The organism is Treponema sp. OMZ 857 (genome assembly GCF_024181085.1).
GTDB lineage: Bacteria > Spirochaetota > Spirochaetia > Treponematales > Treponemataceae > Treponema.
In genome coordinates, this window is record NZ_CP051147.1 from 2,420,532 (window position 1) to 2,444,445 (window position 23,914).

Below are 23,914 nucleotides of genomic sequence, written 5' to 3' on the forward strand. Positions count from 1 at the left end.
GCTCCTGTAACTTCGGCTTTTTACAGACCGTCTACAATAATCTCGATTTTAATCCCATACTCTGGAGCTATTGTATCGTAAGGTGGTATGCCGGTCGGTAACATGGGTTACGGTATGGCCAATATTTTGGTTTATAGGGATAAAAAAAGGCTTACGCACTTTTGTGTGTAAGCCTTTGTGTTATGCACAGGGTTGATGTGTGCGGAGACTTTAATCCCCCGGTGCTCTTCGTCTATGCGCTGAGCCGGGGTTGTGGATTAATACATTCCGCCCATACCGCCCATGTCGGGGGCGGGAGCCGCCGGAGCGTGCTTTTCAGGGAGATTGGTGATAGCGCACTCGGTGGTCAGCAGGAGGCTCGCAATGGAGGCTGCGTTCTGCAATGCAGAGCGGGTTACCTTTGCGGGGTCGATAATTCCGACCTTCATCATATCTACCCATTCCATTTTTGCAGCGTCAAAGCCGATACCGCGCTTCTCTTTTGCTTTTTCTGCAACGACAGCACCGTCAACACCGGCATTTTCCGCAATCTGGCGGATCGGTTCTTCAAGCGCGCGCTTGACAATCTTAAAGCCGATTTTTTCATCTTCGGTCAGCTTGGAAATGTCAGCCTTGTTAAGCGCGTCAGCAGCTTGAATCAGCGCAAGACCGCCGCCAGGGACAATACCTTCTTCGATAGCGGCACGGGTTGCATTCAAGGCATCCTCTACGCGGTGCTTCTTTTCCTTCATCTCAACTTCGGTAACGGCGCCGATCTTAATAACCGCAACACCGCCGGCAAGTTTTGCAAGGCGCTCCTTGAGTTTTTCGGTGTCGTATTCGGAAGAAGAATTTTCAATCTGCTTCTTAATCTGGGCAACGCGGTCGCCGATGTGCTTTTTATCGCCTGCGCCGTCGATAATCGTCGTATTCTCTTTATCGATTTTAATACTCTTGGCCTGACCAAGCTGGCTAAGATCAGCTGTTTCCAGCTTTAAGCCCAATTCTTCGGAGATAACCTGTCCGCCGGTCAAAATAGCGATATCTTCGAGCATTTCCTTGCGGCGGTCGCCGAAACCGGGGGCCTTTACCGCACAGGTCTTTAAGGCGCCGCGGAGGCTGTTTACAACTAAGGTTGCCAACGCTTCGCCTTCAACATCTTCTGCGATAATCAAAAGCGGACGGCCTGACTGTGCGACTTTTTCCAAAAGAGGCAGCAGATCTTTCATCGTAGAAATGGTCTTGTCGTGAATTAAGATATACGGATTGTCGTATACCGTTTCCATGCGGTCGCGGTCGGTTACAAAATAGGAAGAAATATAGCCGCGGTCAAACTGCATACCTTCAACATATTCGGTAACGGTCTCCATCGTCTGTGCTTCGCCGACATCGATAACACCGTCTTTTCCTACACGGGCAATCGCATCGGCAAGAATTTTACCGATTTCCTGATCGTTGTTTGCGGAAACGGAAGCAACATGAGCAACTTCTTCGGACCCCTTAATTTCTTTTGCGTTTTTCTGAATATCGTCTACGGCGATTGCGACAGCCTTATCCATACCGCGCTTTAATTCAAGCGGAGTCATACCGGCGGCAACGGCCTTTAAGCCTTCGCGCACCATAGAATAAGCCAAAACGGTTGCGGTTGTGGTTCCGTCACCGGCAACATCGTTGGTTTTTGTGGCAACTTCTTTTAAGAGCTGAGCTCCCATATTCTCAAACGGATCTTCCAATTCAACTTCACGGGCAACCGAAACACCGTCTTTGGTAACGGTCGGCGCGCCGAAGCTCTTATCGAGTAAGACATTGCGCCCTTTGGGGCCTAATGTAACTTTTACCGCACTTGAAATTTGTTCAACACCGGAAAGCAGCTTTTTCCGTGCTTCTTCATTAAACAGCAGTTGTTTTGCCATCTTATGAACTCCTTCATCATTATAACTGAAATTATGCTACGTACTGTAGTTTTTAACGATTCAACGTTTACCGAGTTAAAAATCTCGTAAACGTTCAAAAAGATATGATAGTAAAATACAAAAAAAAAGGTAAACCGGCAAGTGATTCCAGAAACCAGTTATAAAATAAACGGACAGTTCTAAAAATCTAACCGAGTTTTTAGAGCTGTCCGCTGAATTTTAGGAATACTTGGTTATATGCAAATCGGCTTTACCTGAGTGCCGCGCCCCGATATGCATGGACTTTTGAATCGATACCATGCGTAATCAGTTCAGGAATCGAATCTCCATCAATGTCGAGTAAGTACGGCGTTCCCGTGCCGGCAAGCGGGAAACCGTCCAGAGGGGCAAAACCGGAGGTATACCCGTAAAGGGCGTTTCCTCCTCCCGAAATAAATATTTCGTCTTTCCCGTCACCGGTTACATCGAGCAACGTGATGCAGTAATCATCCGCAGCACCTGTCTTTAACGGTAACGAGTCGGTTATCGCGCCCGCAGTGTTGAATTTAAACAGGTGTCCATCTTGAGAAACAACAAAGAACGCCCGCAACGATGCAGAATACGTCAAATCCGCCTTACACACGGTATTAAGATCACACGAGGCGATCTCTGCATAATCCTTCGATAAACTGCGGATAGAAAACCTGCCGTCTTCACTTACAAAAGCAGCGGCATAGTTTCCCTTTGTTTCTTCAAAGAATACCGGCGCTGCAGCAAAGATTCCTTCAAGCTCAATGGGATACCCTTCAACGATTTTTCCTTCTTTATTAAATAGGTATAAACAGCTTTCAAACGAGCGCGGAAGCGCTGCAATACCGTCTTTAAATATAACGGGAGCAGCACGCAGTTTAGCATTCATTGTGTCGGAAGTAGACCAATTATCGGTTGTGCCGGCAAAGAGCAGTGCGGAGTCGGCAGAAAGCGGTACCGCTATGCCGCCGTTAAAAGCAACCGGGTTAGGAAGGAGTTTTTCTGCCGTCAATACGGGATAGCCTGCAAAGGGTTCCAAGGTTTCGTTTGCCCGATAGATAGAACCGCGAGCCGAAACCGCCCAAAGCGATTGGAGCTTTGAGTGTTTTATTTCGGCGGCAATTCCCGCCTTTCCATCAAGTGAAAGTGTTGATTCGCTGCCGTTTAAAAGATTCATACTCTGCACATTTGAACCGTTTGTCCAAAAGACATAGGGAACATTGTCCACAGTCTTTGCGCAGATAATATCGGATTCGGGCCGCTGAGAAAGGGAACGCGGAAAAGCGGGAATTTCTTCCAGTTTACGCGCATCGGTTTTTTGCGTATAGAAATCCAAATGAACTTGGCGTCCGGCCGCAAAACGAAGCGACAGTACGCCTTTACCGTAATTCTTAAAGGCGGTTTTAAGCAGTGCATTTTGTTCCAAAAAGAACGGAATACTCCGATCCAGCGAATAGTATACTAAGAAAGACGTTTCGGCGGAAACGGCCTTTGCAATCTTCTTCCATTCATCGGTTTTTACCAAGAGTTTACCCGTATCAGTCTCTTTTTTGCACATACCGAGCGCTTCTGCACTATTAGAAAGATACAAATAGCCGTCTTGTATCATATAAAACGGTTCCGGCAAATCGATTCGAAAGGCTCGTAACAGTCCTGACAACCATGAGGGGAATACAATACGCGGGATACGGTTGTCATCAACCACTGCAGCGGTGCTGCGATCGATGAATATCGTATTAAACAGATCTTCCAATAGATAGCGGCACTTTGCCTCATCTTTTAATGAAATAAAGAAAACAGGTGTTTGAGAATCCCGATGACCGAATACACCGATTTCACTCCCCATCCATTCAAAGATAAGCTGATTCAAATCTTTGTTAAAAAAGAATGAGCTGTTTTTATTCGTTGAATTGAACGTCTTTGTCAGATCCGGAGGGAAAAAAGCTTTGGTGTTCTCGTAGAGGAATTGAGGATCGCCGAGGTTGAGCAGCGTTAAATAGGCAGTTCCTTCCGGCAGACGGGATAAAATAGACGGCAGTGTTGAGCGCCGCTGCAGGATAGTATTTACTTCGGAGCGTTCCGAAATCCAATTGATGATGCTATGAAAAGAAACCGTGTTTTCATCAAAGTTGACGTTGAGTGCCGCCGGTTCGGGGAATGCAAGCTCTCGCACCATGTTGCCGACGATATCCTGTTTTGCCGCGATACCGGAAAGAAAATACGACGGTTCCGCATATACGCTGACCGCTCCCCGGTTGGAAGCACGCAGTAGAGCCGTTAGCCGTTTACCGCTCTCTTCGGAGTTTTCGGCTAAACAGGAATAGAGCAAATCTTCCGAGGTCGCGGCGATAATAAGATTTTTATAAAAACAGATATAAAGCCGCTGGTCTTGGGTCAGCTTAAACAGGAATCCTCCTTTTGCATTACCGTTTATATCAAATTCGGTTTGCGAAAGGTTCGGTATCGAATCAAACAGTTCCGGCTTAACGGCAGTAATAAGGGGAAGCAACTGAACGGCAGCGGAGCGGACACCGATATCCGCAACAAGCGCTGCGTTATTGCCCTCATAAACAGCGATATTAATAGGAACATTCAGCAGTCGCTTAAACCAGTCGGATTGGAGTGTTGTGTTAGACCGCAATGCGCGGAGATTCCCCTGTAAAGCGGCCGTTTCGGGCGAAGAAAGAATCGAATCGACGGCGCTGAGGTACAGCCCTTTTTGCAGTGTATCGCTTGCAGAGCGAATAGTAACCGCAGCATAATATCCGTCGGCAATATGCCGCGCAGGATTCGTCCGGTTTATCAATGAATATCCGATTAACCCGACAAGCGGAATGAGAATAATCAAAATAAGGACGAGGAGAAAGATACCGGCTTTTTTGAAAAATCCGCTCTTCTTCCGCTTTTTTTTCGTGGGCGGAGGTGGAGGGGCATGTACCGTATCGGTGTCCGGTGCCGCCGTCTGCCGCTCTACCGTGTCAGCGTTTTCAATAGGCGGCATATCAGACGGTCTTTCGGAGGTACCGTTTGCCGTCTTGTCCGGATTTATCTTCGTATCGATGTCCGGAGCAGACGGCATATCAAACCCTTCTGTTGAGTGAATGTGTTCATTGGTATTTAAATCGTCGGTATCCATAGGTATTCCTTATTCTTTAATTCATTATTGAAAGTTGATGCAAAACGGACAGAGCAGTGGTGTTTTCCTAACTCTTAGTATATTGCTAAACAGATGCTAAACAAAACTATTGAAAATAGACGGTGTAGATACAAGGAGACCGCTGAAAATAAAGCGGAAGCGTATCTATGATACGTTGAGCATTTATTTTCAGCGGGCGACGCAGTAGATGCGCCGTATATTTTCAATTGGTTATTGTAGTTTTTGTTTGAGTGCATTAATTTGCGATACGGTCAGTCCGACGGTCTTGGTCAGATAGGTTTCCGCAACGGCTTTTAAATTGGCATCGGTAACAGCCTTGCCGCCGTTCATCTTTACGAACATATCGGTGATAATCTTCGCAATAACCGGATACCGCGCATCGGTTTTCTTGACGTTAAAGTAATTCATGTATGATAGCATATAGTCATCGGCAACCTGCTGCACTGTGGCGCCCATCAAAGCTTCCAGCACGGCGGCAACCATACCAGCGCGGTCTTTTCCTTCATTACAATGAACATAGAACGGTCCTTTGTGCTGCCCCATAAAGATCAGTCCATCTTTCAGTTTTACGATAAATGCAGGATCGTTAAAGTCAATTCCCATATTAAGGGTGATAACCTGTCCATCTTTTACCAGCCGTTCATAGTAAGGCGCTGCGGCAAGATACGGCGCCATGCTTTCGGCATTGTCTGCAAGATTGATAACAGTTACGATTTTTGCTGCTTCAACGAGCTTTGCCGCATACGGGGCGCGAGCATCTCCGAATACCGGATTGCATCCTCTGTATAGCCGATTAGCTGCAATGGAACCCGCTTGAACGGCGCGGAAGTTTGCGAATATTGCATCGGAAGCATAATCCTCACGTTTTTCGGACTTAACCAAGTGGCGCATTTCGTATTCCTGTAAATAGGCGCCTTTCTTGGAAAGAGACAGCGTTACCGGAGTTCCCTCGACTGCGCCGGTTTTGCCGCTACAGTTATCATAGCTCATCGCGATAGCGGTAAATCCGTGTGACATTCTAATCAGATAATCGCCTCTATTAACATCGCTGTAGGTTGCAACAAAGGGAGCCGTTACGGTTTTGTCTCCCAGCTTTGCGAGCAATACATCGCCAAGCTCATACCCTTTTTCTTTTAACGCCGCTTCGGTAATGTCCGTTGTAAGATTGCCGTACTTATCAACCGACGAAACGGTTCCCTGCAGCGGCTCATATACCGGCTCCTGTGAACGGTTTCCGTCCGTAGTAGCACATGACATCAGCACGGAAAGGCTGAACAATAATGCAATCGATAGACGCATAAAACGTTTGTGAATCATAAAACCTCCAAAATATAGAAGCCTCACGCAGAAAAAGTGCAAACTTCTTTCTTAATAATGTTACTGTAAGTATATATGCTAATGGGGCGATAAACAAGACTTTTAACAATAGACCGGACATCCGTACCGTCAAAAAGGTAGTCTTTGTTCCGCGAAAAGCCATACCCATCTGAGCCTTCTGCTCTTTTATTGAAAATAGAAAAAATTTTAAAAAATTTTGCATAAAGACTAAAGTTTTTAGCTTATACCACCGATAAAAGATATGGAGATATTCTGTCTTGAGTCTCTAAAAATCGAACCGAACTTTTAGAGATTCCCTATTTTCCTGAAAAGCACGGATGCTTTTCAGTACCACATTTCATGGAGGAAATGCTATGGTTATCAACCACAACATGAGTGCAATGTTTGCACAGCGTACATTGGGTGTTACTGATGTACGTATCGGTAAGGACATCGAAAAACTGTCCAGCGGTCTGCGTATCAACCGTGCAGGCGACGATGCTTCCGGACTCGCAGTTTCCGAAAAAATGCGTGCTCAAATCCGCGGCTTAAACCAAGCTTCGGCAAACGCATCGAACGGAATCAGCTTTATTCAAGTTGCCGAAGCATATTTGCAGGAAACGACTGATATTATGCAGCGTATCCGCGAGCTGGCGGTACAAGCGTCAAACGGTATTTACAGCGCGGAAGACCGGATGCAAATTCAGGTCGAAGTCTCCCAGCTTGTTGCCGAAGTTGACCGCATTGCGAGTTCCGCTCAGTTTAACGGTATGAATATGCTGACCGGACGTTTTGCACGTGAAGGCGGAGAGAACGCCGTAACAGGATCAATGTGGTTCCACATCGGCGCCAACATGGATCAGCGCATCCGCGTGTACATCGGAACCATGACTGCTCATGCCCTCGGCGTGCGCGATCTGAGCGATAACCGCACAATGACGATCGAAACCGCAGAAGAAGCAAACCACAGCATCGGTACAATCGATGAGGCATTAAAGAAAATCAACAAGCAGCGGGCAGACCTCGGCGCATACCAGAACAGACTGGAAATGGCTGTTGTCGGAATCGATATTGCCGCAGAAAACATGCAGGCATCCGAATCACGCATCCGCGATGCCGATATGGCCAAGCAGATGGTCGAGTATACGAGAAATCAGATACTCAATCAGTCCGGTACGGCAATGTTGGCACAGGCAAATTCAAATACCCAGCTTGTGCTCTCATTATTGCGGTAATTTCTTGTATAACTCTCTTGTCTTTTTTTCGGCAAGAGGGTATACTTGGCATCGTAGTAACGAGAACCGGCGGGATGCTTCCAGTATCCCGCTCACATGATCTTTGAAAAACACCCTTAAGAAGCCCTGTATAACAGTATTATTGGTCTTCGGTTAGTACATCGAAAGCCAATAATACTGTGTAAAAAACCGAAAGGAAAGGCGCAACCAATTTCCGTAACGTTTTTATACAGTGATAATTTCCGGCATGGATGCCGGAAGCAGACTTCAAGGAGGGTTATATGATTATTAACCACAACATGAGCGCTATGTACTCACAGCGCAACACAGGCATCGTCGAGACCAACATCGTAAAAGACATAGAAAAGCTTTCCAGCGGTATGCGCATTAACCGCGCAGGCGATGATGCTTCCGGACTTGCAGTTTCCGAAAAAATGAGAAGCCAGATCCGCGGTTTAAATCAAGCAGGCCAGAACATACAGAATGGTGTTTCCTTTATCCAAGCAACAGAAGGGTATTTAGCTGAAACCACTGATATTATGCAGCGCTTACGCGAGTTAGCAGTTCAGGCTGCCAACGGTATTTACTCCGCAGAAGACCGTATGCAAATTCAGGTTGAAGTTTCTCAGCTCGTAGATGAAGTAGACCGCATTGCAAGCCATGCTCAATTCAACGGTATGAACTTGCTTACCGGACGCTTTGCAAAGGATTCCGCAGCAGGTCCGATGCAGTTGCATGTTGGTGCGAACATGGATCAGTCCGAAAAGCTCTTTATCGGTACAATGACTGCAGTAGCTCTCGGTCTTACCGGCGGTATGCAGGGCGGCGAAGGCGATATGATCACCATTTCTTCTGTGGAAGGTGCTAATATGGCTATCGGTACTATCGACAATGCGTTGAAGCAGATCAACAAGCAGAGAGCTGACCTCGGTGCATACCAGAACCGTTTTGAACTTGCATACAATGGTGTTGCAATTGCTGCTGAAAACCTCCAGGCTGCTGAATCACGCATCCGCGATGCTGATATGGCAAAGCAGATCGTTGAGTACACCAAGAATCAAATCTTGATGCAGTCCGGCACCGCAATGCTTGCACAGGCGAACACACAACCCCAGTCGGTTATCCGCCTCCTTCAATAGCGCTCAAAAGAATCGGGAAAAATAACGCAAACCTAAATCAACAGTGAGGGTTTGAGTAAAAGAGATTTCTGGATGTTATCTCTTTTTCCCGCGACTTAAGAGGAAGAAGAAGCCGCGCCCTTCTTCTTCCTTTTTTTTATCTAAGAACCTCCAAACGGTTGGAATCCATAAATTTAATACACAAAATACGTAACTAATTCGGTTTCATAAAGATTATTGATATTATAGCCGACAATGCTAGTAGCAAAGGTTTATCCGGCTTGACGGTAAAGGGGTTAGAGTGTCCGATATGAATATTCCCGGCATAGGAGCCGGTAAATATGATAATCTCATTGAAACGCTGATGAAAAAAGAGCGTGCCCCGCGCGATTCAGCTGCTGAAGATTTAAAAAAATATGAACGGCAAAATGCAATTTGGCGAAAGATAAACCAGTTCTCTACCGAAATCCGCGAAAAAACACGGGATCTCTATTCCTTTAACAATCCCTTTGTAGAAAAGACCGTTACTTCTTCCAATGAACGAGCCGTAACGGCAACCGCTTCACGGGATGCCCGCGAACAGACGTTTAAAATTTCCATTAATCAAATTGCCCAAGCAGATTCTTTTTTATCGAACGAGATATCCAAAGATTTTCAAGTTCCCAAAGGCGTATACACCTTTACCGTCGGCGAGAAAAATGTTTCGGTGAATTGGCAAGGCGGAAAATACCGGAACTTTGTCGATGCCGTCAATAAAAAAGGAAAAGATATTGTTAGAATTTCGGAAATAAAAACTTCACCCAACGCGGTTTCATTGCTTGTTGAATCGCAGTTGACGGGAGAGGCGAATAAACTGGAGTTTTCCGATGATGCGTTATCTTTTGCGCTCGAAAACGGCCTGATAAAAAAGAATGACCGGCCTGCAGTAGATGCCGAAAAGACGGAAGCTGCAATCCCGGCACAGAAAACCGAACGCATCATGTTTTCAAAACCGGTACGCGGCTCACAGCAATATGTATTGGAATATGCCGTATCCTTACAAAGCAATGCCGAAGCCTCCGGGACACCTTCTTCTCAAGGCGAGGCATCATCATCCAACGGAGAACCGATTTATGAACAAGTCGGTTCCGCATCATACAAGGGTGTAACCGTTAGTAATGCACCAAGCGATTCAAGCATCCTGCCAGAAACCCTTGGGTTAAATCAACAGACAGCTGCCCCTGTGGAAGATTATAATGTCCTTTCATTGGTTTCTCCGCGCGGAACGCTTATTCCGCTGCCGGCTCTGGCTGATACGGCCGAAGTTCAAACCTTTAGTATTCCGCTCAGCGAATACGGCGACATTAGCGGAATTACCGTGCATAACAACAACACCGATAAGACCGTATCGATAGAACAGATCAAAGTATATGATCCAAAAGCCACGGGCGAATACATACCGGTTAATCCTGTCTCACAGGCGCAGGAGGCTGCTCTTATCTTTGAAGGTATCCCCGTAAAGCGGAGTACCAATAAGATTGACGATCTTATTCCGGGAGTAACGCTCCAGCTTGAAGATAAAACCGATAAACAGGAGAGCATCAGTATTAAACCGGATCCGCAGCCGGCAAAAGATGCCATTATCGAATTTGTAGCAAAATACAACCGGCTTTTGACGGAAATCAATATTGTAACGAGCAACCAGCAAGCGGTTATCGATGAAATCGAATATTTTACTGATGATGAACGTAAGACGGCGGAAGAAAACCTCGGAGCTCTTTTTGGCGATACGACACTATCTTCCTTAAAGAATAATCTGCGCCAAATCGTTGCGAATGTTTACCGCAAAAATACCGATACCCCGATAAGAACCTTATCACAAATCGGTATATCGACAAAGTCAGACACAAGTTCGGGACTTAACGAAGCTCGGCTGCGCGGATATTTGGAAATTGATGAAAAGAAACTCGATGAGGCGTTAAAAAATTCCATTGAAGATGTCCGTTATCTGTTCGGCTATGATAGTGATAACGATGTACTCATCGATGACGGTGTTGCGTTTCAGGTGTTCAAACAGATAGATCCTTATGTACAGCGGGGAGGCATTTTTTCGACCCGGACAAACGGTTTGACTGCTCAGATTAAAACGAGCAAAGATAAAATCGCACGGTACGACAAAGCGCTTGAAAAAAAAGAGCTGGAGCTGCGGCAAAAATACGGGAATATGGACGGGGCTCTGCGGAATTTGCAAAAACAGTCGGATATGATCAATAATTTCAGCAGACAAAATAGAGGCGGTTCCGACAACTAATGCACAATACATTATTCGCATAGCCGCCGGAAAAGATAATAACTTGAGGAGTATGACTATAAATGGTAATAAAAATTAACGGCGAAGAACTTTCATACACACTGGAAAATGAAAAAAACCTCGGCGAGGTATTGGGCAGTATTGAAGAAGCATGCTGCCGCGAACACGAAACAATCGTGCAAGTAGCGGTTGACGGTAAAGTCCTGTCTTCCCAAGAACTCGACCAACTTTTTAAACAGTCTGTTGATACTGATATTACTCTTGAACTTTCAACATTCTCCGGAGCGGAAATCCGCAATTATATGAAGGGTTTGACGCAAGAACTATCCGATTATGCGGAAGACTTTGAGCAGGTTCCGGTATATATGCAAACCGGAAAAGATATGCAGGCACTCGAATTGTTTGGAGCATTTTCGGAAAAACTGAATGAACTGTACCGGTCATTACTCTTATCCGATATAACGGAACTCCCCATCGATATACAAATTGAAGGAAAATCAGTTCATGAGTATCAGAAAGAAATAACAGCATTATTGCGTGATATTGTTTCGAGTATCGAAGAAAAAGATATTATTCAAGTCGGTGATTTAGCCGAATATGAATTGGCTCCCCTTGTCAAAACTTTGATAAATGGGGTATCATCGGCTATACATTAGACGGAGACGGAAGCAGTGCTTGTAGAGGATATTATCGATATTGAAAAAAAGAATTCTCTCATTTATTATCGAGAAGAATTTGAGGCTACCGCCGTTTACAATATTCTGGAAAGAGAACAAAAAGGAAAAATAGACTTTTTAATCGAAGTTAATCCTATCGGTCAAAAACAACTCTTCGTACAGCTTATCGATAAACCGGATTACCCTGTGTTGCCTATTCGTCTTGCATTAAAAGAAAAAATACAGCATTTGATTGACTCTGCCGCACTCCCTCTGTAGGAAAAAAATGCTGAAGATGCAGACTATCTTTAAGATAGCGCTGCCCTTTTAAGTAGTTTACTGTCAGGCGATGAGCGCAGGGAATTTATCAAGGACGTAAAGTTATCCTAAAAGCGATTTTTTTTTAGGATAGACACGATGCGTCCTATCATGTTTGGAGCAGCTCATGTATGAATATCATATTGAAGGCGGTTTCCCCGTAAAGGGTACCATCAAGGCAAGCGGAAATAAAAATGCTGCATTGCCCTGTATCGCCGCCGCCGTCCTTACCGACCAGCCCGTTACCTTAAAGAATCTTCCCGAAATCGAAGATGTTTTCGTAATGTTTAAAATCTTTGAATCCTTCGGCGGAACAATTGTTAAAGTTGCACAAAATGAATATACGCTGCAATTAAAAACCGTAACCGGTTATGAAGTACCGGCGCCGCTGGCTCAAAAGATACGGGCTTCCATTTTATTTGCAGGTCCGCTGCTTGCACGCCACGGAAAAGTTATGATGACTCCTCCCGGCGGCGACGTTATCGGACGGCGGCGGTTAGATACCCATTTTTTGGCACTGACAGAACTCGGTGCGCAGGTAAAAATAAACGGTCATTTTTTATTTACGGCAAATAAGCTCATCGGGCAGGATATTTTTTTGGATGAAGCATCCGTAACCGCCACCGAGAATGCAGTGATGGCCGCGGTAACCGCCGAGGGCGAAACCGTTATCACCAATGCGGCAAGCGAACCGCACATTCAAGACCTCTGCAAGCTGTTAAATGCAATGGGGGCAAAGATAAGCGGTATCGGCTCTAATATTCTGACTATTCACGGAGTACCCCAGCTGCACGGCGCGGAGTACCGTATCGGTGCGGATTACATGGAAGTCGGTTCGTTTATCGGGCTTGCGGCAGTTACCCGCGGCTCGCTTACCATTACCGATATCAACCCGCCCGATATGCGTCCGATAAAGCTTGCATTTAACAAGCTGGGTATCCGTTGGGAAATCGACGGGACAAGTCTTACCGTTCCTGCACAGCAGAGTTTAAAAGTAAACTGCGACCTTGGCGGCATGATCCCTAAAATCGATGATGCGCCGTGGCCGGGATTCCCCGCAGACCTTACCAGCATTATGGCGGTTATTGCCACACAAGTGGAAGGCACAGTGCTTATCCACGAAAAAATGTTTGAATCCCGAATGTTCTTTGTCGATAAACTGATCGGTATGGGTGCACGTATTACACTTTGCGACCCGCACCGTGCCGTCGTTACCGGCCCCAGTACCCTGCACGGTTCCGAATTGGTTTCGCCCGATGTCCGCGCGGGGATGGCGCTTGTTATTGCAGCCTGCTGCGCCCGCGGTGAAAGCCTTATCCGGAATGTGTACCAAATCGAACGCGGCTACGAACACCTCGTCGACCGGTTTAAAGCGCTCGGCGTACAGATTGAACGCAAGCCGATCTGCGTATAACATTGCATACAAATGCTTACTTCGCTATACTTTTTCAGATTATGAAATATACACAGCTGCCTGTTTATGAACAAAAGGCACGAATTTTAGAGAGTTTAGAACGCCATCAGGTTATTGTCGTTGAAAGCCCTACCGGGTCGGGTAAGACTACCCAGCTGCCGGTAATTTTACATGAGGCGGGATATACGCAGACCGGTATGATCGGCGTTACCCAGCCGCGGCGGATTGCCGCTCTGTCCGTCAGCGAGTTTATTGCAAACCAACTAAAAGTTCCGCTCGGCGATTTAGTCGGCTACAAGATGCGGTTTGAAGATCATACCTCGCCGGAAACCAAGATAAAGATTATGACCGACGGGATTCTCTTGCAGGAGCTTAAACTTGACCCATGGCTCAGCAAGTATTCCGTTATTATGGTAGATGAGGCGCATGAGCGCAGTTTGAATATCGATTTTATCCTCGGGCTGCTCAAGCGGATTTTGCAGGAGCGGCATGATTTTAAAGTGATTATCTCGTCGGCAACTATCAATACTGATATGTTTTCGATGTATTTTAACGAGTGTCCGGTTATTAAAATCGATGCGATGACCTATCCGGTTACCCTCATCTTTGATCCGCCCGCGCTGACAGCCTCTACAGAGACGCTTGCTGCCGAAACCGCGCTGCTCGATAAAATCGCGATGATTGTCGGGCGAATTTTAAGCGAAGGCCGCCCCGGCGCCATTCTCGTGTTTCTCCCCGGTGAACGGGCGATTAAGAACTGCATCGAGCGGCTCTCGCATGAGTCGTGGTTCCGCAAGCTCTATCCGCTGCCGCTGTACGGTCGTTTGAGCAAGGAAGAGCAGGAGCGGGTATTTAAGTCCCCGCCGTTCGGGAAAAAGAAGATTGTTATCGCAACGAATATTGCCGAAACCTCCATCACTATCAACGATATTGCCGCCGTCATCGACTCAGGCTTGTCAAAGCTGAATTTTTACAATCCCTTTACCTACACATCCAGCTTGGATGAAGCGCCGGTGTCGAAGGCATCGTGTAATCAACGACGGGGACGCGCCGGACGGACACAGGAGGGGGTATGCTACCGCCTCTACACCCGCAAGGATTTTGAAACCCGCGTTATGTACACCACGGAAGAAATCTACCGCACCGACCTCTCGGAGGTGGTAATGCGGATGGCAGAGCTGGGTATCTACGACTTTGCGAACTTCGATTTTATTTCCCCGCCCGGCAAGAAGGGTATTATCGGTGCGGTGGATACGCTCAATATGCTCGGCGCGTTGGAGAGCGATAACAGCCTGAGTAAAATCGGGCAGATGATGTGCCTTTTCCCGCTCAGCCCGCGCCAATCCCGTATGATTGTAGAGGCAGTGCTCTATTATCCCGAATCGATTGAGGATGTATTGATTGCCGCGGGCTTTTTATCGGCACGCAGCCCCTTCCTCTTCCCCGACGGGCAGGAGCTTGAAGCGAGAAAAGCCCACGCAGCATTCCGCGATCCGCTCGGAGACTTTGTGTCCTTCCTTAAAGTGTACCGGCAGTACATGCAGGCGGAAAACCAAAAGAAGTTTTGCGACCGCTTTTACCTCGACGAGCGGATTATGGCGGAAATTGCCAACATCAAAGAGCAGCTGGAGCTGATTGTCTCCGATATGGGCGTGCCGATTCTCTCCGGCGGAAAACCGGCGGATTATTTGACGGCAGTTGCCCGCGGTATGATCCAGTTTGTGTGCGCTGCGCAGGGGCGGGATGTGTACCGCAGCCTGACAACCGAAAAGATTTCCATCCATCCGGGTTCCTGTATGTATAAGGAGCATCAAGCCTTTATCGTCGCAGGAGAGATTGTGCATACGTCGCGGATGTATGCCATGTCAGTCTCGCCCCTTTCCAAAGACATTGTAGCGCTGGTCGCCCCTGCGCTCCTTGACAAAAAAGCAGCACAGGAAGCACGGGCAAAGGCCGGCACTGCTGAAGGCAGGGCTGATCGGTCTGCCGTCGGAACCGGAAGAGCCGGAGGTAAAAACGCGCAGGGAGCCGGTGCGTCCGGAAAGCTCTCCGGCAGCGCAGGAAGAGCTGCACCACACGGTTCCGCAGCGGCATCGGAAACCGCAGACAGAAAAGACTCCGGCAGCACCGGTACCGCAGCTGAAAAACAGGCGCAGACGGTATCCATCTGCGGCACCCCGTACATTATACAAAAGATGAAAGGGAAAAAGCAGCTCTTACTGCCGTGGGAACAGTTCAGCCATACGGTGGAGCAGCTGCGGGCAGAGGCCAGTGGTATCGTCTATGACGGCCAGCTTGAACAGCTGAAAAACCTGCGCGCAAAGATTACCTTCGGCAGCTATGAACTGCTTGCCGGAGAGAAACTCGGCTTGGTGTTAAGCATCGCCGAAGCTTTTCCGCTGCAGCCGCTCGAATCCGATACGCCATTCCCGCGCACCAAGAATTTCACGTTGCCTGATGACACAGTCGCCCTGCTGGAGCAGCTGCCGCTCATCTTCCGGACGGTAACGGCAAAGCAGAAGAGCAAACAGCTCGGCTTTATCACCCTGTTCAACGACGGCAACGGTACTTTCTGGCTTAAAACTTCGCGCGGGTTTCACACTGCGCTGCACGAAAACCTTGCTTCCTTGCAGCAGCTTATCGACAGTGCAGGGGCAGGACTGGATGAAGCGCAAACTGCTGCGGTTAATAGCCTCTACAGCAAGATCGCGAAGCTGATATAGGTAAAAAGCAGCCATATTGATACGGGCTTTACATCACCTGTAAAATGTGTAATAGTTGCGAATACGAGGAGTCAATGATGGAAAAATTTGTTTCGTGGGATGTCAGCTATGATGTGGGGGTACCGAGTGTCGATAAACAGCACCGCCACCTCGTTGATTTGATCAATAACTTATACAATGCTTGTCTTGGTGAAAAAGCAGAACTTGAAGAGACCTTTAGAGATGTAATGAAAGAATTGGTAGACTATGTAATGATTCACTTTAAAGATGAAGAAGTTATCATGGAAGAAATGAACTATCCGGCGTTAAAAGAACACAAACAAAAACATGAACTGTTTGTTAAAGAAATTTTAAAATCAGTTAATGCCTATAAAAACGGCAAACAATTCGTTCCCAACTCATTTGTCCGCTTTTTGCGCGACTGGCTGTTTAATCATATCTTAATCGACGATAAGGCGTGGGCACGCTATTACTTTTCACTCAAAAAATAAAACAAAAAGGGTAGTCTTAAAAGCTGCAAACTTTTAGAACTGCCCTTTGCATAGAGCCGGACTTAGCGGGTAACGATACGGCTAAACCGCTTTTTACCGGCACGGAGAATAAGTTCTCCCGTTTCGTCCAAGGCGGCGGCGGTAATGACCGCTTTTACGTCGGTAATCGATTCGCCTGTAACAAGGGCACCCCCCTGCTCTATTAAACGGCGGGCATCACTTTTAGTGGCACATAAACCGCTTTGTACAAATAGATCGACAATCGAAATCCCCTGCTCAAAAACACTACGGTTCATTTCTACGGTCGGCATAGCGCTTTTATCGCCGCCGCCGCCGAATGCGGCTTTAGCACCGGCAAGCGCTGTGTCTGCTTCATCCTTACCGTGTATTTCTTTGGTAACTTCCCATGCAAGCCGCTCTTTTGCCTCATTGATATTGCCTGCACAGATACGGTCAATCTCTTCGATCGGCAAGAAGGTAAACAGCAGCATAAAGCGGCGCACATCGGCGTCATCAACATTCCGCCAATACTGGAAAAAGTCGAATACGGGGGTCATCTCTTTGTTTAAGAAGAGTGCGCCTTTTTCGCTCTTTCCCATTTTTTTACCGTCGCTGCGGGTAATGAGCGGGAAGGTAAGCCCGAATACTTCATCACCGGTCTTGCGCCGAACGAGGTCAACCCCTGCGACGATATTGCCCCACTGGTCGTCTCCGCCTATTTGCAGGCAGCAGTGATGTTTTTGGTGAAGCATTAAAAAGTCGTAACTTTGCAGCAACTGATAGTTAAATTCGAGGAAGGATAGTCCCGTTTCCATACGGATTTTGTATGCCTCAAACGAAAGCATCTTATTAACCGAAAAACAGGAGCCGATGTCCCGAAGGAAATCGATGTAGTTTAAATCCGCCAGCCAATTTTTATTGTTTTCTGGAAAGGCGGTTTTTCCGTCAAAACCGATAAACCGGTCAAGTTGTGCTTTTATCTTTTCAACATTTTCATCAAGCTGTTGATAATCCAGCATCTTGCGCATCTCCGTTTTCCCCGAAGGGTCGCCGATGCGCCCCGTACCTCCGCCAAGCAGCGCAATACCGATATGCCCCGCATCGCGTAAATGCCGGAGTGCAAACTGCGGCACAAGGTGCCCGATGTGCAAACTGCCGCCGGTAGGATCAGTACCGATGTAAAACGTAACCGGACCTGTATCCATTAACGCGGACAGTGCTTCCACATTAGTACATTGCTGAAAAAATCCGCGGTCTATTAACGTCTGTAAAGCTTTATTCATAACGGGATGATACTCTTTTTTATAAATAAATGCAACTTTTACCACAAAACACACGAATCAGAGAGTTTTTGAGATTCCCTATAGTTGCTCTGTCTTCCAGTCTTTAATTGTCCGCGCTTGTTCATCAAAAGAGCTGCCGATCAATACAATCTTCTTTCCGTCTGCCTTGTACTGCGCGGCATAGCGGTTCTCCTTTATCTGATTAATTGCATCTTCCGCACTACCGTTGCTAAAAAGCTTAAACTCGAAGATATAGATGCTATCGACGGTTTGTATGACGCAATCACTGCGCCCAGTTGAGCAATGCACTTCCGTTTGTACGAACTGTCCCATCAGCGTGAAGACGAGATACACTGCGGTCTGGTAATTTTGTTCTCGCAGCTTCAAATTTTTCTCGGTGAAGTTATCGTACGGAATACCGGCGATGATCGACTGTATCCGTTCCATAAAGCCGTTTACATCACCCTTGCGGATATCTTCCACAAATCGCCATATCGACTTTCCTGTTTCAGCAGGTTGTACCGATGAATATGCAGGCAGTAAATTCTTTAAAAAGCCGTACCGTACCTCATCATTTGGAAAGCCAAGCCGGTACAACCGCGCTTCCTTTATATACTCTTTTATCGTCAAATACCCTGATTGAAAAAGAATCGGAAACGGTTCCTTTGCAACGGCTCGGTATGTTTGTAAACCTTCTTCATCAAGTTCTACCTTTCCGTCCAGATCGGGAATATAATAGTGTGCGTCTTTAAGGTAATTAACTAAAAAAGTCGGCGTCCCGGTTGCAAACCAGTAACTTTGAAAAATCTGCCCGTCAAATACCCGTAACAGGCTAAACGGATTATACATATTTTCAGCTGCTTGAGCAAAACAGTAACCGTCATAATTTTGCTTTAGCTGTTTAAGTGTTTCATCGTAGGTAAGCTCATTTGCCTGTGCAAGCGCTTCAATTTCCGGAGCAAAGGTATTTTCCAATTCACTTTGGCTAATACCGCAGATACCGGCATACTTCGGCAGCAAACTGATATCGTTTAGGTTATTCAGATCGCTAAAAATACTGATTTTACTGAACTTTGTTACCCCTGTCAAAAACGCAAACCGGATATATTCATCACAGGTTTTAATCACAGAGTAAAAAGCTTTGAGCGTATTACGGTACTGTTCATTGAGTTCTGCATTTTCCCCCATCGTTTGCAGCAAAGGCTTATCGTATTCGTCTACGAGAATAACAGCTTGTTTGCCGGTTTTTTGATATACAGCCTTTATGAGCCGTTCAAAACGTGAGGCAAAAAAAGACTTTTCTTCTTTTGTTACTTGTATACCGTATAGACTTTCCGGTTCTTTTAATAAAGAATCGAGCCGCTCGTTCAAAACTCCGTTTTCCAGATACTGCCCAATGTTAAAGTCAAAATACAGCACCGGATATTCTTGCCACGCAGCTCTGGCTTCTTGTCCCGCTTGCGCTTCTTCAGCTTTTTCGATATAGAGGTCTTTAAACAGCTCTTTTTGCCCGCGGAAATATGCAGCCAAGGTTGAAAGAAAAAGGCTTTTGCCGAACCGCCGCGGACGGCTGAGAAAATAAACCTTACTGTTACTGATTAATTGAAAAAGATATTCGGTTTTATCCACATATAGAAAACCTTTTTCCCGTAAATCTTTAAAACTCTGTACACCGATCGGCAATTTGCGTGGAATGTTCATATCGATAGTATAACAGGGTTTTCCGATTCAGCCTATCCTCAACTTTCCACCAGCCGCATTACTAACAAAAAAAGCCTGTCCCGCGCAGTGCGGAACAGGCTTTTAAGCGTAGCTACTAGGCCGAATACGGCTTAGTAGGTAACTGTGAGTGACAGAACGAACTTGCCGTAGTGCTCGCTATTGAGAACAGACTTCTTAATAATACCCATATGAGTATTCTTGTTGATTGAACCATGATTCCACTTGGCTTGTACTTCAACCTTTTCAACCGGGCTGAATTTTACACCGAGGTCATAGGCAAGACCAACAGCAGAAGATCCATGGTTGGTTTCAAGCCAGACATCAGCAAAGGGTTTTAACCACATAGAATCGTTGATATTAATCTTATATGCACCCCAAACCTTTGCAAAGAGCGGGAATTTAGAAGAAGACAGATTACCAATCAACCGATACATACCTACATAAGCACCTGCATCCAAACCTTCAACCAAGTTGGTTGCATCTTTCTTATCACCCTTTGTTACAAACTGGGCAAATACTGAAAGATCGGTTCCTGTTCCACTAAAGTCCTCTGCATACACACCTGCACTTATCCATTTATAGCCAGCAGTAAATACAGTATCCCATTCAAAGGTTGCGTTAGTGAAATCATAAGCTCCATCAAAACCTGCCTGCAATTTCAGCCCATCCATTGGTTCAGAGGTTACTTCAACACCAAAGTTCAAGTTAGCATCAGGATAACTCTTGCTAAGTGTTGTGTTAACGGTAAGAGCAAATGCAAGCATTTTATCAAGCGGTTTCATTGAAAGATCAAACCCAACACCATATTGAGATGTAGCAGGATCTGGATCGGTATCCTTCTTAAAGTAATACCACCCGGCAGCAGGGAACCGTGTGGTAGAACCATACACCCAAGTAGTTCCATTCCATATAGCTTCCTTATCTTTTAGTACAGTGTTACCATCAAAATACTTCTGATGGTAGATTGTAGAAGCACTATTGGGATCCCAATTGCTGCTGGAACCGAGCTTTAAGCCAACATCCAAGTCCATAAAGTCCTTGTTTGCATAGCCGATCTTGGTACCGTAACCGTCAAAACCAGGATCAAATCTATAGCCTTTGTCCTGGGGGCGATATTTCTTATTTTTGTCAACCGGCACCCAGATTTCAGCATAGTTTGTAGAAAAATCAGGAGTATCAAAAACGGTTAAATAAGCGCCATAGATAACCAGTTTAGCTTCAAGACCGCCTACATTTCCATCCAGCGCAAAGCGTCCGCCGCTGTCTTTTTCGCTGACAAGATTCAGCCCCACATCTGTTAAACTAACTTCTCCATATACGGGTACGTCGTTCTTTGTGGATGTTTTATCAGCCTTCTTGAGAAGCGGGAATTTTACGCTCCAAGAAGCTTCGTTTTTAAATCCGTGTTTTGCACCGCCCGGACCGAGGTCAATACCCCAGCTCAAGGTTGCGTCGGCTTCGATATCGACGCTCGGTTCTGCAGTTGCAGCATTTTGCGCCCACACAAAAGTAGCAGCAAAAAGAATAGTCAAGCTTACGAGTAGATATTTTTTCATAATGAAAAATACCTCCTTTAATACTTTCTTGGCCAAAGCGTAACACGCTTTTGTGCGGCCAAACTTAATTAAAAATATGCTAGCTGATTTTTTTTCATTTGTCAATCACTTATTTTGTAACTTTTTTGCTTTTTTTTTGTTACAGACAACCTCTCTTCCATATAATTTTGCATATAATATAGAAGCAATAATCGGCCCCGTTTTTGCAAAATTGCAGGGAATACCGCGAATAATGCGTAGTTACTGAAGTGCTTCCACTTCTGCTTGAGGGAGTCCTACAATTTTACAAATATCGCCGAGGGGATAGCCCATTGTAAGCATGGTCTTTGCTGTTTCAAGTTTCGTTTGGCGAGAACCGCGCTCAAGGCCTCTTGCTTCCCCTTCATCCATCGCATCCATCAAGGCTGCCGGTAATATGTGGTATTCTTTCCGTGCTAATTCATTTCTTTTTACCGTCTGTATCATCTGCTCTATCCTCCTCGTGTAATCGGTTGTTGCTTTGCCTGTTTTCACATACTGTAAAAAACCTTGTAACTCTTGATTGTCTGTTCTTTTAAATGCCTTTGCGTTCTCAATATAATCTTTTTTGTATCTTGTGAAAATATGCGGGCATCTGCGTTGTCGCTTAACAAAAAACAGTCCTCGGCGTACAGCAAGTACGCCTGCGGGTGTTTTTTGTACGCTCCTAGCATCTACTCCGCCTATTTACAAAAGGCTAACGGAAGGCTTTTTTAGACAAGTCTGTTTCAGCAGCGGCACGGATGCCGCTGGTTCCATGCAGCAGCGATGTTTTGCCGAGTGGCAAAACTCGTGTTTTCCGATAGACACGGACGTCTAGCGGAAAACACATTTCAATGTCGTAGGATGTACCGTCTTCATCTTTTACCAGTACATCAAGGCGGACGGTTTTTGCGCCCAAATTAGTCGTAACCGTATTTTGGGACGAAAGATATGTGATTTTATCGATCTGTGCACTAAAGAGCATTTCAAGAAACGGCCGGCACAGCGATTCGTGTTCCATGACTTTACAGAACATAAAGTCATCGGAAATAGTTAGTTCTTCAAAGGGTTTTCTAGTCATTCACACCTCCTACAGTGTCCTTATGTGACTTTTGGAGGAAAATGGCTGGAAAAATTCATCATTTCTTAAATTAAAATTTATTTAAGCGCTTCCACTTCTGCTTGAGGGAGCCCTACAATTTTGCAAATATCGCCGAGGGGATAGCCCATTGTAAGCATGGTTTTTGCCGTTTCAAGCGCTTTTTGGCGGGAGCCGCGCTCAAGGTCTTTACGCTCAGACTCGCTTATCATCGAGAGCCGGTCGCTTTCATATTCCCACGCTGCCTCATACCGCTTCCGTTCTTGCTCATCCAGATAAAAGATGTCCATCACCTTATTTGCCTTCGCCATTACAGGATTACCTTGTGCGAGCACTTACCTTACCTCCTATCTTTTGAAAATATGTGGGCACCTACTTCGTTATTTCACAAAAATTAGTCCTCAACATATCAGAAGCGGCACGGATGCCGCTGGTTTTAGTCTGCTACGTGTTTGTCTTGCAAACACGTAGGTAAAAAATGTGCAGGGATGTACATTTTTTACCGTGCTTGCGGGTAATTTTTGTTCACGCCTCGTATCTGCTCCACCTCTTTTCAAAAGAGTTAGTTCGTATAAATCGTAGTCAGTCTATCAGTTTTTGTTCTTTACCGGTAGAGACTTTTTTCTTTGCTCCACCATGGATGGCGGGGGTTTCAAGCAGAAGCGATGGGGCCGTCCAAAAACTGAAAACCTATCGGCTTACAAAAATGCGGTGAGTGCGGTATACTGTATAAAACTCGGATACCCGTGTTCGAGTTTCACCGGTGGTAAACATCGCATACCGAAAGATAAAAGCAAGGAGGTGCCGATGAAAAAGAGCTTTGATGACTTGACGATAGCCGATGATTATATGTTCTGTACCGTAATGCAGGATGAAGAACTGTGCAAAGAACTATTGTCAATGATTCTTAGAAACAAGGTCGGTAAAATTGTACGGCTTTTTAGACAAAAACCTATCGAAAATCAAATAGCTTCCAAGGGCGTGAGGCTTGATATAATGATAGAAGATGAGACAGGAAAACTCTATGATATAGAAATGCAAACCACGAACGAACGAAACTTACCAGAGAGAATGCGCTATTACCAATGTGCGATAGACAACAGCGCAATTAACAAGGGCGGTGACTACAATGATTTGCCTGACACTTTTATCATCTTTTTATGTACCTTTGATTACTTGGAAAAAGGCTTACCCGTTTACACGATAAAACCTTACTGTAGCGAAGCGGAACAGGAATTTACTGATGGAACTACAAAAATAATCATCAACAGTACTGCTTCGGAACAGGCGGAAGAAAACCTAAAAGCCTTTTTATCTTACATGAACGGACAAAGTCCGAATACGGTATTCACTAGAAAGCTGGAGGAGAAAGTAAATGAAACCAAAGAAGACGAAGAGAAACGGAGGGAGTATATGTTATTAAAATCATTTGAAATGGACGCACGCAGAGCCGGTATAGCCCAAGGAATGCAAGCCGGTATAGCCCAAGGTAGAAGCGAAGGCATAGCCCAAGGTGCATATCAAAAAGCGCTTGAAACGGCAAAGAATTTACTCGGTTTAGGACTATCGATTGAGAAGATCGCACAAGCAACCGGCCTATCCCAAGCGGAAGTAGAAAAGCTGTAAGGCGAAAT

The 23,914-nt window shown here is 45.8% G+C and carries 16 protein-coding genes and 1 pseudogene; 9 read left to right on the forward strand and 8 right to left on the reverse strand.

The genetic code is table 11. The annotated features are described in order from the left end of the window. Positions 1 to 257 precede the first annotated feature (257 nt). The 3 genes from groL to E4N66_RS10885 all read right to left on the reverse strand — a co-directional run bounded on the left by groL (position 258) and on the right by E4N66_RS10885 (position 6,375). Positions 258 to 1,892 (reverse strand): chaperonin GroEL, encoded by a 1,635-nt coding sequence (groL, locus tag E4N66_RS10875; RefSeq protein ID WP_006188421.1) that lies wholly within the window; start codon positions 1,890 to 1,892, stop codon positions 258 to 260. A gap of 250 nt (positions 1,893 to 2,142) precedes the next feature. Then, positions 2,143 to 5,037: a VCBS repeat-containing protein gene (locus E4N66_RS10880; RefSeq protein WP_253728030.1), complete on the reverse strand. Its 2,895-nt coding sequence runs from the start codon at positions 5,035 to 5,037 to the stop codon at positions 2,143 to 2,145. A 231-nt stretch (positions 5,038 to 5,268) separates the two neighbouring features. Further along, positions 5,269 to 6,375, reverse strand: coding sequence for a tyrosine-protein phosphatase (locus E4N66_RS10885; RefSeq protein WP_253728031.1), 1,107 nt, complete (start codon positions 6,373 to 6,375; stop codon positions 5,269 to 5,271). Between the two features lie 374 nt (positions 6,376 to 6,749). Here E4N66_RS10885 and E4N66_RS10890 point away from each other — a divergent pair, with 374 nt between their 5' ends. From E4N66_RS10890 to E4N66_RS10925, 8 genes are all read left to right on the forward strand, one after another. Continuing rightward, positions 6,750 to 7,610 carry a flagellin N-terminal helical domain-containing protein gene (locus E4N66_RS10890; RefSeq protein WP_044013907.1) on the forward strand — a complete coding sequence of 287 codons (861 nt, stop codon included), beginning with the start codon at positions 6,750 to 6,752 and terminating at the stop codon, positions 7,608 to 7,610. 281 nt (positions 7,611 to 7,891) lie between these two features. Then, positions 7,892 to 8,749, forward strand: coding sequence for a flagellin N-terminal helical domain-containing protein (locus E4N66_RS10895; protein ID WP_044013910.1), 858 nt, complete (start codon positions 7,892 to 7,894; stop codon positions 8,747 to 8,749). Positions 8,750 to 9,038: 289 nt separating this feature from the next. Continuing rightward, positions 9,039 to 11,018, forward strand: a complete 1,980-nt coding sequence (fliD, locus tag E4N66_RS10900; protein ID WP_253728032.1) for a flagellar filament capping protein FliD — start codon at positions 9,039 to 9,041, stop codon at positions 11,016 to 11,018. A 62-nt stretch (positions 11,019 to 11,080) separates the two neighbouring features. After that, positions 11,081 to 11,674, forward strand: coding sequence for a hypothetical protein (locus tag E4N66_RS10905; protein ID WP_253728033.1), 594 nt, complete (start codon positions 11,081 to 11,083; stop codon positions 11,672 to 11,674). 15 nt (positions 11,675 to 11,689) lie between these two features. Next, positions 11,690 to 11,953, forward strand: a complete 264-nt coding sequence (locus E4N66_RS10910) for a hypothetical protein (protein WP_044013914.1) — start codon at positions 11,690 to 11,692, stop codon at positions 11,951 to 11,953. A gap of 166 nt (positions 11,954 to 12,119) precedes the next feature. Continuing rightward, positions 12,120 to 13,406: a UDP-N-acetylglucosamine 1-carboxyvinyltransferase gene (gene murA, locus E4N66_RS10915; protein WP_253728034.1), complete on the forward strand. Its 1,287-nt coding sequence runs from the start codon at positions 12,120 to 12,122 to the stop codon at positions 13,404 to 13,406. A 41-nt stretch (positions 13,407 to 13,447) separates the two neighbouring features. Continuing rightward, positions 13,448 to 16,129 carry a helicase-related protein gene (locus tag E4N66_RS10920; protein ID WP_253728035.1) on the forward strand — a complete coding sequence of 894 codons (2,682 nt, stop codon included), beginning with the start codon at positions 13,448 to 13,450 and terminating at the stop codon, positions 16,127 to 16,129. Between the two features lie 77 nt (positions 16,130 to 16,206). After that, on the forward strand, positions 16,207 to 16,620 hold the full coding sequence (locus E4N66_RS10925; RefSeq protein WP_044013918.1) for a bacteriohemerythrin: 414 nt from the start codon (positions 16,207 to 16,209) through the stop codon (positions 16,618 to 16,620). A 62-nt stretch (positions 16,621 to 16,682) separates the two neighbouring features. Here the strand turns inward: E4N66_RS10925 and tyrS are convergent, their stop codons facing one another. From tyrS to E4N66_RS10955, 5 genes and pseudogenes are all read right to left on the reverse strand, one after another. Then, positions 16,683 to 17,903 carry a tyrosine--tRNA ligase gene (gene tyrS / locus E4N66_RS10930; protein WP_253728036.1) on the reverse strand — a complete coding sequence of 407 codons (1,221 nt, stop codon included), beginning with the start codon at positions 17,901 to 17,903 and terminating at the stop codon, positions 16,683 to 16,685. Between the two features lie 78 nt (positions 17,904 to 17,981). Then, on the reverse strand, positions 17,982 to 19,604 hold the full coding sequence (locus E4N66_RS10935; protein WP_253728037.1) for an ATP-binding protein: 1,623 nt from the start codon (positions 19,602 to 19,604) through the stop codon (positions 17,982 to 17,984). 131 nt (positions 19,605 to 19,735) lie between these two features. After that, the gene (locus E4N66_RS10940) at positions 19,736 to 21,181 is read right to left on the reverse strand and encodes a major outer sheath protein Msp (RefSeq protein ID WP_253728038.1); all 1,446 of its coding nucleotides are present in this window, start codon (positions 21,179 to 21,181) and stop codon (positions 19,736 to 19,738) included. Positions 21,182 to 21,421: 240 nt separating this feature from the next. Further along, positions 21,422 to 22,262 (reverse strand): annotated as a pseudogene (locus tag E4N66_RS13165) (Rpn family recombination-promoting nuclease/putative transposase). A gap of 77 nt (positions 22,263 to 22,339) precedes the next feature. After that, complete coding sequence (locus E4N66_RS10955; RefSeq protein WP_253728040.1) at positions 22,340 to 22,615, reverse strand: Rpn family recombination-promoting nuclease/putative transposase; 276 nt, start codon at positions 22,613 to 22,615, stop codon at positions 22,340 to 22,342. Positions 22,616 to 23,087: 472 nt separating this feature from the next. Here E4N66_RS10955 and E4N66_RS10960 point away from each other — a divergent pair, with 472 nt between their 5' ends. After that, positions 23,088 to 23,906, forward strand: a complete 819-nt coding sequence (locus tag E4N66_RS10960; protein WP_253673740.1) for an Rpn family recombination-promoting nuclease/putative transposase — start codon at positions 23,088 to 23,090, stop codon at positions 23,904 to 23,906. Positions 23,907 to 23,914 lie beyond the last annotated feature (8 nt).

What these genes read in the sequence shown, in the direction of transcription:
- fliD (WP_253728032.1), top strand. Translation starts at nt 9,039, where the DNA reads ATGAATATTCCCGGCATAGGAGCCGGTAAATATGATAATCTCATTGAA.
- groL (WP_006188421.1), bottom strand. Translation starts at nt 1,892, where the DNA reads ATGGCAAAACAACTGCTGTTTAATGAAGAAGCACGGAAAAAGCTGCTT.
- E4N66_RS10880 (WP_253728030.1), bottom strand. Translation starts at nt 5,037, where the DNA reads ATGGATACCGACGATTTAAATACCAATGAACACATTCACTCAACAGAA.
- E4N66_RS10940 (WP_253728038.1), bottom strand. Translation starts at nt 21,181, where the DNA reads ATGAAAAAATATCTACTCGTAAGCTTGACTATTCTTTTTGCTGCTACT.
- tyrS (WP_253728036.1), bottom strand. Translation starts at nt 17,903, where the DNA reads ATGAATAAAGCTTTACAGACGTTAATAGACCGCGGATTTTTTCAGCAA.
- murA (WP_253728034.1), top strand. Translation starts at nt 12,120, where the DNA reads ATGTATGAATATCATATTGAAGGCGGTTTCCCCGTAAAGGGTACCATC.
- E4N66_RS10935 (WP_253728037.1), bottom strand. Translation starts at nt 19,604, where the DNA reads ATGAACATTCCACGCAAATTGCCGATCGGTGTACAGAGTTTTAAAGAT.
- E4N66_RS10890 (WP_044013907.1), top strand. Translation starts at nt 6,750, where the DNA reads ATGGTTATCAACCACAACATGAGTGCAATGTTTGCACAGCGTACATTG.
- E4N66_RS10960 (WP_253673740.1), top strand. Translation starts at nt 23,088, where the DNA reads ATGAAAAAGAGCTTTGATGACTTGACGATAGCCGATGATTATATGTTC.
- E4N66_RS10925 (WP_044013918.1), top strand. Translation starts at nt 16,207, where the DNA reads ATGGAAAAATTTGTTTCGTGGGATGTCAGCTATGATGTGGGGGTACCG.
- E4N66_RS10895 (WP_044013910.1), top strand. Translation starts at nt 7,892, where the DNA reads ATGATTATTAACCACAACATGAGCGCTATGTACTCACAGCGCAACACA.
- E4N66_RS10885 (WP_253728031.1), bottom strand. Translation starts at nt 6,375, where the DNA reads ATGATTCACAAACGTTTTATGCGTCTATCGATTGCATTATTGTTCAGC.
- E4N66_RS10920 (WP_253728035.1), top strand. Translation starts at nt 13,448, where the DNA reads ATGAAATATACACAGCTGCCTGTTTATGAACAAAAGGCACGAATTTTA.
- E4N66_RS10905 (WP_253728033.1), top strand. Translation starts at nt 11,081, where the DNA reads ATGGTAATAAAAATTAACGGCGAAGAACTTTCATACACACTGGAAAAT.